The sequence below is a fragment of the Clavibacter michiganensis genome, assembly GCF_021216655.1.
GTDB classification, from domain to species: Bacteria; Actinomycetota; Actinomycetes; order Actinomycetales; family Microbacteriaceae; genus Clavibacter; species Clavibacter michiganensis.
Map to the genome: position 1 here is coordinate 1,393,101 of NZ_CP080437.1, position 12,902 is coordinate 1,406,002.

Consider the following 12,902-nt stretch of genomic DNA (forward strand, 5'->3'; position numbering starts at 1 on the left):
GCCCGCGTGCGCCGGGAGCGGGCCGTGGCACACTGGCGGCCATCTGCCCCGCCCGCCGCGAACGCCAGGAGCGCCCGTGCCCGAGAACCTCGACGCCCAGCTCGACCGCATCGTCGCCGCGCGCGACCGCGACGACATGGGCCCGACCATCGCCGCCCTCCTCCCCCTGCTCGAGCGGCACCCCGACGACGCCCGCGTGCTCTACGAGGTCGGCGGCGCGTACGACACCGCGGGCGAGGAGGCCACGGCGCTCGACCTGTACGAGCGCGCGGAGGCGGCGGGGCTCGCGGGCCACATCCTCCGCCGCTGCTACCTCCAGCACGGCAGCACGCTGCGGAACCTCGGCCGCGTCGACGAGTCGCTCGCGCTGTTCACGCGGGCCCAGGCCGAGTTCCCGGGATCGTCGTCCCTCGCCGTGTTCGAGGCCCTGACCCTGCACGCCGCCGGTCGGCCCGATGCCGCGCTCGCGAGCGTGCTGCGGGTCGTGGCGGATCACGTGCCCGACGACGAGCTGCAGCGCTACCTCCCCGCGATCCGCGGCAACGCCGCCTACCTCGACTCGCTCGACGTGCCCGGGGAGCCCGCATGACGGCGCCCGCCGCGCACCCGGGGAGGCCGGACCCCGTGGACGGCGACGCGTTCGTCGCCGCCGTCCGCCGCAGGTTCGAGGCGACACCCTCCCTCGCCCCCGAGAAGACGTGGGTCGCAGGCCGGGCGAGCGCCGACGGCAGCGCCGTGATCCTCTACTCCGACGGGCAGGGCCGCCTGCGCGGACGCCGCTGGGTGCTCGATCAGCTGGCTGCGCGGTTCGCGCCGCGCGATGCCCGGAGCCTCGCGGACGACGTCTACCCGAACGAGGTCATCGAGCCCGACGGGCCGATGACGCCGCTCGACGTCGACTGGGCCGACGGGCTCGTGGAGGATCCGTCCCGCGTCGGCTGGGTCGTGAACACGTGGACGCACGACGACCCGCCCGCGTCGGGATGACTCCCCCGCTCGGATAGCGTGGACGAGCCCGTCCCGCCCCGACCCCGAGGAGCCCCCATGCGCGCCGTCGTCTACGAGAGGTTCGGCGAGACGCCCGTCGTCCGCGAGCTGCCGGATCCCGTCCCGTCCGCCGCCGGCGTCGTCGTGCGCGTCGAGGCGACGGGCGTCTGCCGCAGCGACGCGCACGGCTGGCTCGGCCACGACGACGGCATCGAGCTCCCGCAGGTGCCTGGGCACGAGCTGGTCGGGCGGATCCACGAGGTCGGCCCCGAGGTCACGCGCTTCCAGGTGGGCGACCGCGTCACCGTCCCGTTCGTCTGCGCGTGCGGCCGCTGCGGCGAGTGCCGCGCCGGGAACGGGCAGGTGTGCCGCGACCAGACGCAGCCGGGCTTCACGCACTGGGGCTCGTTCGCCGAGCTGGTCGCCCTGCACGACGCCGACGTGAACCTCATCCCCGTCCCCGACGACCTCGACGCCGGCGCCGCGGCGCTCCTCGGCTGCCGCTTCGCCACGGCCTTCCGCGGGCTCGTGCACCGGGCCCGGATCCAGCGCGGCGAGCGACTCCTCGTCATCGGCTGCGGCGGCGTGGGCCTCAGCGCGGTGATGATCGGCGTCGCGGTCGGCGCGGAGGTCATCGCGGTCGACGTGGATCCCGCCGCCCTCGCGCGCGCCTCGGAGCTCGGCGCCGAGTACACGATCGACTCGTCCGACCTCTCGGAGCTCGACGTGCTGGACGCGATCCACGCGGTGTCGCCCGACGGCGTCCAGGTGTCGGTGGAGGCGCTCGGTCGCGAGTCGACCCTCCGGATCAGCCTGCTCGCGCTCGCGCCGACCGGCCGGCAGGTGCAGATCGGCCTGTTCGCGAGCGAGCCGACGGTGCCCGTGCCGTTCGTCATCAGCCAGGAGCTGAGCCTGCACGGCAGCCACGGCATGCCCGCGCACGACTACGCCGAGCTGATGGAGATGGTCGCGTCGGGCGCGCTCCGCCCGGAGCTGCTCATCGAGCACCGCATCACCCTCGACGATGCCCCGGCCGCGCTCGAGGCGCTCGCCTCGGGCGACCGGTCGAAGGGGATCACGCTGGTCGAGGTCGGCTGAGCGGAGCGCGGATCCCTACAGCGCGCCCTGCAGCTCCGAGCCGGCCGGGATCGGAACCAGGCGCGTGACGACGGCGGGCCCCGTGATGAGGCCCGCGAGCGAGGCGCCCGTGCGGGCGACCGCCTCGCCCGCGCCGTGCGCGTCGAGGTCCTCCTCGGACGACCACTTCTCGAGCATCACGATGGTGCCGTCGGGGGCGTCGTGGATCGCGTAGACCTCGCAGCCCTCCTCCTCGTGCACCTCGGCGATGCCGCGGGATAGGGCGGCGACCGCCTCGTCGTGCTTGCCCTCGACGGGCGTGAAGACGGCGGTGACGACGACGGGCTGGGACATGGGTTCTCCTCGAGGTGGGACGGGCGATGGGACGTCAGCGGAACCGCTCACGGCCGCGGGATGTTCCGCAGATTCGAGCGGGCGAGCTTCACGGCCTCGCCGACGCCGCCGTTCATCACGATCTTCGACATCGACAGCGCGAAGCCCTTCACCTGCGCGGCCGTGATCTCGGGCGGGATCGAGAGCGCCATCGGGTCGGTCACGAGTTCGACGAGCGCGGGCCCGTCGTGCGCGAACGCGGCCTCGAGCGCGCCGCGGATGTCGGCGGGGTCGTCGACGCGCTGGGAGTGGATCCCGAGGGCGGCCGCCACCGCGGCGTAGTCGACCATGGGCACGTCCACGCCGAAGTCGGGGATCCCGTCGACGAGCATCTCGACCTTCACGAGGCCGAGCGTCGAGTTGTTGAACACGACGACCTTCACGGGCAAGTCGTAGGCGGCCACGGTCACGAGCTCGCCCATGAGCATGGCCAGGCCGCCGTCGCCCGAGACCGACACGACCTGCCGCTCCGGGTGCGCGACCTGCGCGCCGATCGCCATCGGCAGCGCGTTGGCCATGGACCCGTGCACGAGCGACCCGAGCATCCGCCGCCGTCCGTTCGGGGTGATGTACCGCGCGGTCCATACGTTGCACATGCCCGTGTCGCTGAGGAAGACGGCGTCGTCGGCCGCGACCTCGTCGAGGATGCTGGCCGCGTACTCCGGGTGGATCGGCCGCAGCTTCTCCGCCTTCGTCGTGTACGCGCCGACGACCTGCTCGACCTTCCTGTCCTGCTCCTTCAGGAGCTTCTCCAGGAACCTCCGATTCGTCTTCCGCTGGACGAGCGGCAGCACCGCGCGGATCGTGGAGAGCGCGTCGCCGTGGATCGCGATGTCGACGTCGGTGCGGCGGCCGAGGCGCTCGGGCGCGATGTCGATCTGCGCGGTCCGCACCTCCTTGCCGGGCAGGAACTGGTCGTAGGGGAAGTCGGTGCCGATGAGGATCAGCAGGTCGGCGCCCGAGATCCCGGCGGCCGCGGCGCCGTAGCCGATGAGGCCCGTCATGCCCACGTCGAAGGGGTTGTCCTGCTGGATCACGTCCTTGCCGCGCAGCGAGTGGCCGACCGGCGCCGCGATCTTGTCGGCCAGCTCCATGAGCTCGGCGTGCGCGGTTCCCGCCCCGCGGCCCGCGAAGATCGCGACGCTCCCCGCCTCGTCGATGGCCGCGGCGAGCGCGCGCACGTCCTCCTCGGCGGGCACGATCGCGGGTCGGCGGGGCAGCGAGAACGCGGGCGCCTCGCCCTCTGCCGGGAACTCGGCCACGTCGCCCGGCAGCGTGATGACGCTGACGCCGCCGAGCGCGAGCGAGTGCCGCATCGCCTGGTCGACGACGCGCGGCGCCTGGACGGCGGTCGAGATCATCTCCGTGTAGTGCGAGCACTCGACGAAGAGGCGGTCGGGGTGCGTCTCCTGGAAGTAGCCGGAGCCGATCTGGTTCGTGGTGATGTGGCTCGCGATCGCGAGGACCGGCGCGCCCGAGCGGTGCGCGTCGTAGAGCCCGTTGATGAGGTGCAGGTGGCCGGGGCCGCAGGATCCGGCGCACACGGCGAGCTTCCCCGTCAGCTGCGCCTCGGCGGAGGCGGCGAACGCGCCCGCCTCCTCGTGCCGCACGTGGATCCAGTCGATGCCGCCCTTGCGGCTCCCGCCCGTGCGCCGCACCGCGTCGACGACGGGGTTGAGGCTGTCGCCGACGACCCCGTAGATCCGGCTCACCCCCGCCTCGATGAGCTGGGCGATGAGCTGGTCGGCGACCGTGCGAGCCATGTTGCGTCCTTCCGTCGGTGCGTCCAGTCAATACCCGCCTCCTCCGCGCGACCTCCGCGCGGCGCCCGCTCCGGGAATGCGACCGCGCCAGGCGCGTTGACCCTCACGTGACCGACACGACGACCGATCCCGCCCGCTCCGCCGCCGCCGACCCCGACGCCCTCGCTGCCTACGACTCCTGGCACCGCGCCCGACTCGCCGCCGTGACGAGCCCGTTCGGCAGCCTCGCGCTCATCCAGACGACCTGGCTCGAGCCCGGCCGGGAGGTCAGCGACCTCGAGGCCCTCGACGGCCAGCCCGACACCGTGCAGCTGACGCGCATCGAGCGCATCTCGCTCGACACCGGCGAGCCCGAGCACGGCTACCGCCTCTGGGACTCGGCGTCGCCGAAGAACCGCGCGTTCGAGGACATCGAGGTCTACCCGTACGCGCCCGAGTGGATCCTCGAGGGCCGCTTCGAGCGCGTCGGCGACGACCGCGTGATCCCGTTCGAGCACATCGCCGACGCCGGCCGCACACGCGAGCTGCCCGTCCCCGGCGACATCGTCGTGGAGATCGAGGGCGAGGAGGTGCGCCTCAGCGCCTTCGCCGACGGCGACCGCCTCCAGCTCGTCTTCGCCGACGCCACCACCGGCCGCGAGAGCTACGCGCCCAGCCGCTTCCTCTTCATCCCCCGCCCCGACGGCGACGGACCCGTGACGCTCGACTTCACGCGCGCCGTCGTCCCGCCCTGCGGCTTCTCCGACTGGATGAACTGCCCGCTCCCGCCCGCCGGCAACAAGCTGTCGGCCGCGGTGCGCGCGGGCGAGCGCCGGGTGGTCTACGGCGACGAGGCCTAGGGCAGCAGCACGACCTTGCCCGGCGCGTGGCTCCGGCGGGCGAAGCGGTGCGCGTCCGCGGCGTCGGCCAGGGCGAAGGTCCCCGCGATGAGCACCCGGAGGTGTCCGGCGCCCGCGTGGTCGACCAGCGCCTGGCGCACGGACGCCCGGTACCCGGTGCCCGCGTCCTGGCCGGGGCCGTAGCCGAGGAGGCGGATGCCGGCCTCCGCGCGGCGGTCGGATCCCGTGATCGACGCGATCCGCCCGCGGCCCGCGACGAGCGCGACCGACACGTCGAGCGCCTCGTCCGTGCCGACCGTGTCGACGGCCGCGTCGATCCCGTGCGGCGCCGCCGCGCGGATCCGGTCGGCTGACCCCTCGCCGTGCGCGACGGGGATCGCGCCGAGGTCGCGGAGCACGCCGTGGTTGCGCTCCGACGCGGTCGCGACGACCGTGGCACCCGCGATCCGCGCGAGCTGCACGGCCATGAGCCCCACCCCGCCGGAGCCGCCGTGGACGAGCACGGTGTCGCCCGCCCCCGCGCCCACCGCGTGCAGCGCGTGCGCCGCCGTGGTGCCGGCCAGCATCAGGCCGGCGGCCTCCTCCTCGCCGAGCGCGGCCGGCCGGCGGACGAGCGAGGACGGCGGCGCGACCACGTGGTCCGCGTACGCCGCGGTGACCGGGTAGACGAGGACCTCCTCGCCGACGATTACGTCGCGCACCTCCGCGCCGACCTCGACGACGACGCCGGCGCACTCGAGGCCGAGCGTCGGCATCTCCTCCGTCAGGCCGGCCTCGTCGCGCTGGTCGTCGTCGACCTCGTGGAAGTCGCCGCCGTAGAGCTTCCAGTCGATGGGGTTGACGCCCGCCGCGCGGACGCGCACGACGACCTCCCCGGCTCCGGGTCGGGGCGTCGGGACGTCGACGACGGCGAGGACCTCGGGTCCTCCGTGCTGGCGGGGTCGGATGGCTCGGGACATGGCGGGCTCCTTCTCGTGGGCGGCGCATCCATCGCATCCGGGTGGATGCGTCGGGCGCCTCGGCCAGTCTCGGGTCGCGCGACCCATGCGTCCAGTGCAATGCTGGTAAGCATGCGTTGCACCGCACGCAACAAGGAGGATCCGTGGCCCAGCTCGACCTGAACCTGCTCCGCGTGCTCGACGCGCTGGTCGCGACGAGCAGCGTCACCGAGGCCGCGTCCCGCCTCGCCCTCTCCCCGCCCGCCGTCAGCCGTGCGCTCGGCCGCCTCCGCGTCAGCATGGGCGACGAGATCCTCGTGCGCGCCGGTCGCGGCATGGTGCCCACGCCGTTCGCGCTGCGCGTCGCCGCGTCGGTCCGCGCCCTCCTCGACGAGGCAGACGGCCTCACCCGCGCCGGGGACGACGACCCCTCCACCTGGAACCGCGCCTTCACCATCCGCATGAACGAGTCGCTGATCCCCGTGCTCGCGCCCGCCCTCACCGAGCGCGTGGTCGCCGAGGCGCCCGGCGTCCTGCTGCGGTTCGTGCCGCAGGAATCGAAGGACGCGGAGGCCCTCCGCGACGGGACGCTCGACCTCGACGTGGGGATCCGCGTGGCCTCGCCGCCCGACGTGCTCGCCGCGCCGCTCGTCGCCGACCGCTTCGTCGCCGTCGTCGGTGCCCGCACGGCGCTCGGCCGGAAGACGACGCTCACGCTCGACGACCTCGCCGCCCACCCGCACGTCTCGGCGTCGCGGCGCGGCCGCGCGCGCGGTCCGGTCGACGACGCCCTCGAGGCCACGGGGCGGACGCGACGCGTGGTCGCGGTCGCGCCCACCTACGCGGTGGCGGCGCTCATGGTGGTGGGCAGCGGATCCATCTGCCTGCTCCCCGAGCTCATGACGGAGCGCCTCATCGACGGCGGCGTGCCGCTCCGGGCGCACCGGCTGCCGTTCGACCTGCCGGGGGTGCAGGTCGACCAGCGCTGGCACCGCCGCGCGGACGCGGATCCCGCCTCCCGGTGGCTGCGTCGCGCGCTCGACGCCGTGGCGGTCGACGTCGCGGCCGCGCGGCGCCGCCGCTAGCCGAGCGCCTCGGGCCGCTCCCACTCCGCACCGTGCACGTGCTGGTCGAGGAACGCGAGCACCGTCCGGTACCAGACCACCGACTGCTGGGGCTTGAGGACCCAGTGGTTCTCGTCCGGGAAGACCAGGAACCGGTGCGGGGTGGTGCCGTCGTCGGCCGCGTGGTGCTCCGCGAGCTCCGACCAGAGGCGCAGGCTCTCGCCGACGGGCACGCGGTAGTCGCGGTCGCCGTGGATCACGAGCATGGGCGTCACGATGTCGCGCACCGAGTGGTGCGGGGAGTTCCGGTCGAGCCCCTCGGCCGAGAAGATGCTCTGCCAGTACTGCGACGAGTCGGTGGTGGGCCCGAACTGGTCGAGCGCCCACAGGCTCGCGTGGCTGACGATCGCGCGGAAGCGGTCGGTGTGGCCCGCGACCCAGTTGGCCATGTAGCCGCCGAACGAGCCTCCCATCGCGGCCGTGCGCGTCGGGTCGATGTCGTCGCGTGCCTCGACGGCGTCGGTGATGGACATGAGGTCGCTGTACGGCGCCTCGCCCCACGCGTCCCAGCCGCGCGCGATGAAGTCGAGGCCGTAGCCGGTGCTCAGCGCGGGATCCGGGAGCAGCACCGCGTAGCCGCGCGCCACCATCACCTGCGGCGTCCAGCGCCAGCTCCACGCGTTCCAGCTGTTGAGCGGGCCGCCGTGGATCCACAGCAGCAGCGGCGCGGGCGCATCGGCCGACGCGCCGTCCGGCAGCATCAGCCAGCCGCGCACGCGCGCGCCGTCGGCGGCCGTCGTCTCCACCTCGGTCATGGTGCCGGTGGTCGCGGGGACGGGCGCGGGCGTCGCGAGCTCCGTCACGGATCCGTCGGCCGCCGACACGCGCACGGGGTGCGCGGGTGCCATCCACGAGGAGCGGAGCGCGAGCACGTCGCCGGTCTCGCGGTCGACCTGCACGTCGGTGTAGGTGTGGTCGTCGGTCGTGAGCTGCGTGACCGAGCCGTCGAGGCCGATCCGGAACACGGGTCCGCGGCCGCCCTGGTCGGCGGTGACGACGAGAGCCTGCGAGTCCGCGTCGAACCGCAGCGACGACGGCCAGCGATCCCAGGACGCGGCGACGCGGCGGGCGTCGGATCCGTCGAGCGCCGACACCCAGAGCTCCTGCTGAGTGGGCGCGGCCGGGGTCGCGCGGTCGGTGCGGACGTAGGCGAGCAGCGCGCCGTCGGGGCTGATGGCGGGCATCTCGAGGTCGACGCCGGGCACGTCGAGGACAGTGGTGCGCTCCCCGGTCGCGACGTCGATCGACACGAGCGCCTGCCGGTGTCCGCGGCGCTCCTTCACGCCGACGGCGACGACGAGCGTGCGGCCGTCGGGCGAGAGCGCGGCGGCCGCGTGGTCGAGCGTGCGGCCGGGACGCGGGGTGAGGTCGCGCGGACGCGGCAGGGAGGTCGGGTACGGCTGCGCGGTGGCGGCGGGGGCCGCGGCCGCGGATCCGCCGTCCTCGGTCGCGGCCTCCGCGGCGAGCGCGGTGGCCGCGTCCGCCGTCGTGGGCCGCGCGGGCTCCTCGGCGAGCGCGTCGGCGATGTCGAGCGCGAACAGGTGCGGCTCGTCCGGGCCGAGGTCGTGGTCCCAGAAGCGCACGGGGTAGCTCTCGTGCAGGATCGCGTTCACCTTCAGGTCCGACCGCGTCTTCCGGGCCACGGCATCGGCCTCGAGCGAGCCGGATCCGGGCAGCAGCGGCGCCTGCAGGACCACCGTGGCCGCGTCGCGCGCGACGGCCGCGATGCCGTCCACGCCGCCGGCGAGGCGGGTCAGCGCGCGGGACTCGCCGCCGTCGGCCGGGAGGATCCACAGCTGGGCGGCCTCCTTCGCGTCGGCGTCGTCGGCGTCGGGCCGGGAGGACACGAAGAGGAGGTCGCCGGTCGCGGTGAAGGCCGCCCCGGCCTCGCTCTTCGCCGAGCGGGTGAGGCGCTGCGGCACGCCGCCGCCTTCCGCCGGCACGACCCAGAGGGCGTGGCGGTAGCCGGTCCGCGCGGCATCGAGGGTCGTGACGGTGAGCACCGCGCGGCGTCCGTCGGGCGAGAGCACGAGGCCGCCGAGGCGCGGGATGGCGATGAGGTCGTCGAGCTCGGAGAAGGGGGTGGGGGTGTCGGGCATGCCTCCACGCTAGCCGCGGGGCGCGCCGGCCGTCGTCCGCGTGCGTCGCGCCGACCCGCGTCCCGCCTCCCGCGCGCGCCGCCGGTCGCAGGATCCTTTGGACCCAAATCGCTGGCGCCGTCACGGTAGGATCGACGCCATGGAGCGGCGAGCCGGTCGGGTCGGGAGGCCCGCGCGCGTCTCGCGGCGGCTGATCGCGGAGGCGGCCCTCGAGGTCGGCCTCAGCACGCTCACCCTCACCTCGCTCGCGCACCGCCTGGGCGTCGACCACTCAACGCTGTACCGGCACGTCGCCAGCCGGGACGACATCGTCCTCCTCGCCTGCGACACGGCCATCGCGCGCATGGACTGGCCCGAGGTCCCCGACTCCCCCGCGGCCGTGCTCGAGTCGCCGGACGACACCTCGTGGCGCACCTACCTCGAGCAGGCCGTCGAGCGCGTCTGGGACATGTACGACCGGCACCCGGGCCTCGCGAGCGCCATCCACCACCTCGACACGGCGCCCGACCAGGTCGTCCTGCGCTTCACCGGGGCGATCCGCGACCTCACCCGCATGGGCTTCGCGGAGGCGGAGGCCGTGCTGGTCCTCGACACCGTGCTCGACATCGGGGTCGAGTCCTACGTCGGCTGGGAGCGCGTGCTGGCCGCGGGCGGCGGCGCGGCCGAGAGGCCCGCGTCGTCGTCGCCCATCGTCGACGCCACCCTGCCGGCCGCCATGGGACGCGGGCTGCTGGCGCTGGCCGCCGACGGGATCGCGGTCGACCACGCGGCCGTCGCCGACGCCGCGGCGCCCCACGCATCCCGGCGCGGCGGCCCCGCGCACTCGTCGGGCGCCCCGGACGCGCTGCACGCGCGCGAGGAGGAGGCCCAGCGCGACGCCCTCGGCACGATGGACCGCGTCACGGCCCGGTTCTCGGGCGAGGTGGCGACGGGATCCGCCGCGACGCCGCGCGACTGGTGGCGGCGCAAGCTCGGCGTGATCCTCGTGGGAGTGGGCGCGCTGCGCTCCGCAGGACCCGCCGCGACCGACCGCTAGGAGCCGGCCGGATCCCCGGCGTCAGCGTCGCCCGCGTCGTCGGCGCCATCGTGCGCGGCGAGCACGGGCGCGAGCACCGCACGCACGGCGGCCGCCCCGTCGTCGGTCAGGTGCAACCGGTCGTCAGTGAGCGTGGGGTCGAGCTCGCCGTCGCCGAAGCCGAGGGCGGGCCATAGGTCGACGTGCTCGGCCCGGACCGCCGGTGCGTACTGGCGGATGTGCACGTTGACGACGCGGATCCGCTCGGCGTGCTCGCGCCCGCGCGGCGGCACCGACAGCACCACGAGCCGGGCCGCCGGCAGGTCGCGCCGGAGGTGCGCGAGGATCGTCTCCAGCGCCCGCACGGTCTCCTCGGGACCGCGGCGCGCGGCGCCCAGGTCGTGCGTGCCGCAGGAGACCACGACCGTCGACGGCTCCGCCGCCACGACCTCCGGCAGGAGCGCGAGCACGTCGTCCGTGGTCTGGCCGGCCCGGCCGAGGTCCACGATCCGCGGCGCCCCGTCGTCGCCGTCGGGACCGGGGACGATGCCGCCCCAGCCGCCGTCCCCCGTGAGGCTGTCGCCCAGCAGGACGGTCGTGCGTTCGCGCGGTGCCATGGATCCGCCTCTCGTCGTGCCCATCATGGTCCCCGCGCCCGCGGAAGTCACCGGGTCGACGCCCGGCCTCAGCCGTGCTGTCGACGCGCCACCCGGCGCCACCAGCGGCGCCGGCGCGGCGAGAGCACGAGGACGGCGACCGCGACGAGGAGCGGGAGGGACAGGATCACGGCGACGAGCGCGCCCGCCTGCCCGGGGTTCAGGGGGATGCCGAGGACGTCGATGGTGACGCGCGAGGCGGCGCCGTCGGTGAGGTCGGTGATGCGACGGTCCCCGGCCGCGTCCACCGGCACGGGCTTCCAGGCCTCGGACGCCGCGGGGTCGGGCGTGGTCGTGGCGGTGGGCGCCTTCGAGGCGGCGGGCGGGTCGCCCGCGATGATCGCGAGGTCGGCGCGCGCCTGGACGGGCGCGGACACGCTCATCGTCACGGCGGTCGCGAGACCGGCCGACGCGAGGGCGATGCCCACGAGGGTCAGGAGGATCAGGCCGATGCGCGGGGCCCCGATCCGCCGGCTCACCGCGCGGCCCCCTCTCGGGGACGCCCGGCCTCGCGGGACGTGGTCGCGGCGAGCGCCTTCGCGGTGATGCGGGTGGCCATCGACGTGAATATCACGCCGTGGAACGGCAGGATCGAGAACCAGTAGAGCCGTCCGGCGAGGCCCGAGGGGAAGAAGATCGCGCGCTGCCGGTAGTCGCTGCCGCCGCCCTCGCGGGGCGTGGAGCTCAGCTCGAGCCAGGCCTCGCCGGGCAGCTTCATCTCGGCGCGGAGCCGCAGCGAGGATCCGCGCTCGATGTGCTCGACGCGCCAGAAGTCGAGCGCGTCGCCGGTCTGCAGGGTGGTCGCGCTGCGGCGTCCACGGCGGAGGCCCACGCCGCCGACGAGCTTGTCCATCCAGCCGCGCGCGGCCCAGGCGACGGGCAGCGAGTACCAGCCGTTCTCGCCGCCGATCGACTCGATCACGGCCCACAAGTCCTCGGGCGCCGCGTCGGTCGAGCGCTCCTTGAGGTCGAGGTACACCGTGTGGCCCGACCAGTCGGGGTCGCTCGGCAGCAGGTCGCTGGGCGCGCCGACGACGGCCGAGTCCTTCCAGCTGGTCTCGACCACGCCGTCGCGCATCCGGCCGAGCGCGAGGCGCACGGAGCGGCGGTAGCCGGTGAGGCCGCCCTCGGGGTCCGGGATGTAGGTCGAGATGTCGTGCTCGCCCATGACGCAGTCGTACTGCAGCGACTCGATGATGGGCACCGCGAGCGTCCGCGGGATCGGCGTGACGACGTTGACCCAGTGCGCGGCGAGGCGCGGGGCGAAGACCGGGATGGACGCGATGGGCCGCTGCGGCAGGCAGGCCTCGACCGCGTAGCCGTTCATCATCTGGCCGTAGCGGAGCACGTCGGGCCCGCCGATGTCGAAGGTGCGGTTGAGGTCGGCGGGCAGGTCGGCCGCGGCGACGAGGTAGTAGAGGACGTCGCGGATCGCGATGGGCTGGATGAAGTTGCGGACCCATCCGGGCGCGGGCATGAAGGGCAGGACCTCGGTGAGGTGGCGGATCATCTCGAACGACGTGGAGCCGGATCCGATGACCACGCCCGCCTGCAGCGCGATGGTCGGCACGCCGCTCGCGAGGAGCACGTCGCCGACGGCCTTGCGGCTCGCGAGGTGCTTCGAGAGCTCAGGGGTGTCGGGGTGGAGACCGCCGAGGTACACGATGCGGCCCACGCCCGCGGCCTTCGCGGCGGTCGCGACGTGCTCGGCGGAGGCGCGCTCCGACGACGCGAAGTCGCCCTTGGATCCCATGCCGTGCACGAGGTAGTAGAGGACGTCGACGCCGTCGACCGCGGGCCCGAGCGTCGCGGCGTCGGCGAGGTCGCCGCGCACCACCTCCACGTCGTCGCGCCAGGGCACGTCGGTGAGGCGCCGGGGATCCCGCACGAGCACGCGCACCCGGAAGCCGGCCTCGAGGAGACGGGGCACGAGCCGACCGCCGATGTAGCCCGTCGCTCCGGTCACGAGGGCGAGACGGGAGGCGGCGCTCGGCGATGTCATTCCCTCACG

General features: G+C 74.7%; 13 protein-coding genes. 6 read left to right on the forward strand and 7 right to left on the reverse strand.

The features are described 5' to 3' along the window. Nucleotides 1-76 precede the first annotated feature (76 nt). From K0V08_RS06470 to K0V08_RS06480, 3 genes are read left to right on the forward strand one after another with little or no spacing between them, the layout of a single operon-like run. Nucleotides 77-589 (forward strand): tetratricopeptide repeat protein, encoded by a 513-nt coding sequence (locus tag K0V08_RS06470; protein ID WP_079534537.1) that lies wholly within the window; start codon nucleotides 77-79, stop codon nucleotides 587-589. After that, nucleotides 586-987: a hypothetical protein gene (locus K0V08_RS06475; RefSeq protein ID WP_012038815.1), complete on the forward strand. Its 402-nt coding sequence runs from the start codon at nucleotides 586-588 to the stop codon at nucleotides 985-987. The genes K0V08_RS06470 and K0V08_RS06475 overlap by 4 nt, the downstream gene beginning before the upstream one ends. 57 nt (nucleotides 988-1,044) lie before the next feature. After that, nucleotides 1,045-2,085: a zinc-dependent alcohol dehydrogenase family protein gene (locus K0V08_RS06480; protein WP_079534535.1), complete on the forward strand. Its 1,041-nt coding sequence runs from the start codon at nucleotides 1,045-1,047 to the stop codon at nucleotides 2,083-2,085. Nucleotides 2,086-2,100: 15 nt separating this feature from the next. Here the strand turns inward: K0V08_RS06480 and K0V08_RS06485 are convergent, their stop codons facing one another. Beyond that, on the reverse strand, nucleotides 2,101-2,418 hold the full coding sequence (locus tag K0V08_RS06485; protein WP_079534533.1) for a putative quinol monooxygenase: 318 nt from the start codon (nucleotides 2,416-2,418) through the stop codon (nucleotides 2,101-2,103). Between the two features lie 47 nt (nucleotides 2,419-2,465). Beyond that, nucleotides 2,466-4,220 (reverse strand): pyruvate dehydrogenase, encoded by a 1,755-nt coding sequence (locus K0V08_RS06490; protein WP_079534531.1) that lies wholly within the window; start codon nucleotides 4,218-4,220, stop codon nucleotides 2,466-2,468. Between the two features lie 107 nt (nucleotides 4,221-4,327). Here K0V08_RS06490 and K0V08_RS06495 point away from each other — a divergent pair, with 107 nt between their 5' ends. After that, the gene (locus K0V08_RS06495) at nucleotides 4,328-5,059 is read left to right on the forward strand and encodes a DUF1684 domain-containing protein (RefSeq protein ID WP_079534529.1); all 732 of its coding nucleotides are present in this window, start codon (nucleotides 4,328-4,330) and stop codon (nucleotides 5,057-5,059) included. Here the strand turns inward: K0V08_RS06495 and K0V08_RS06500 are convergent. Continuing rightward, nucleotides 5,056-6,018 carry an NADP-dependent oxidoreductase gene (locus K0V08_RS06500; RefSeq protein ID WP_079534527.1) on the reverse strand — a complete coding sequence of 321 codons (963 nt, stop codon included), beginning with the start codon at nucleotides 6,016-6,018 and terminating at the stop codon, nucleotides 5,056-5,058. The two genes, K0V08_RS06495 and K0V08_RS06500, sit on opposite strands and share 4 nt — an antisense overlap. 143 nt (nucleotides 6,019-6,161) lie before the next feature. Between K0V08_RS06500 and K0V08_RS06505 the strand changes: the two genes are divergently transcribed. Further along, complete coding sequence (locus K0V08_RS06505) at nucleotides 6,162-7,082, forward strand: LysR family transcriptional regulator (RefSeq protein WP_079534525.1); 921 nt, start codon at nucleotides 6,162-6,164, stop codon at nucleotides 7,080-7,082. On the opposite strand, the gene K0V08_RS06510 is transcribed toward K0V08_RS06505, so the two are convergent. Next, entirely contained in the window at nucleotides 7,079-9,220 is a 2,142-nt protein-coding gene (locus K0V08_RS06510) for a S9 family peptidase (RefSeq protein WP_079534524.1), read from the reverse strand. The genes K0V08_RS06505 and K0V08_RS06510 overlap by 4 nt on opposite strands. Nucleotides 9,221-9,359: 139 nt before the next feature. On the opposite strand from K0V08_RS06510, the gene K0V08_RS06515 reads away from it, so the two are divergent. Then, nucleotides 9,360-10,256, forward strand: coding sequence for a TetR/AcrR family transcriptional regulator (locus K0V08_RS06515; RefSeq protein WP_079534522.1), 897 nt, complete (start codon nucleotides 9,360-9,362; stop codon nucleotides 10,254-10,256). On the opposite strand, the gene K0V08_RS06520 is transcribed toward K0V08_RS06515, so the two are convergent. The 3 genes from K0V08_RS06520 to K0V08_RS06530 form a co-directional block, all read right to left on the reverse strand. After that, nucleotides 10,253-10,852: a GDSL-type esterase/lipase family protein gene (locus K0V08_RS06520; RefSeq protein WP_227324579.1), complete on the reverse strand. Its 600-nt coding sequence runs from the start codon at nucleotides 10,850-10,852 to the stop codon at nucleotides 10,253-10,255. The genes K0V08_RS06515 and K0V08_RS06520 overlap by 4 nt on opposite strands. Nucleotides 10,853-10,920: 68 nt before the next feature. Next, nucleotides 10,921-11,370, reverse strand: a complete 450-nt coding sequence (locus K0V08_RS06525) for a hypothetical protein (protein ID WP_079534518.1) — start codon at nucleotides 11,368-11,370, stop codon at nucleotides 10,921-10,923. After that, nucleotides 11,367-12,893 carry an SDR family oxidoreductase gene (locus K0V08_RS06530; RefSeq protein WP_079534516.1) on the reverse strand — a complete coding sequence of 509 codons (1,527 nt, stop codon included), beginning with the start codon at nucleotides 12,891-12,893 and terminating at the stop codon, nucleotides 11,367-11,369. The genes K0V08_RS06525 and K0V08_RS06530 overlap by 4 nt, the downstream gene beginning before the upstream one ends. Nucleotides 12,894-12,902: the final 9 nt, after the last annotated feature.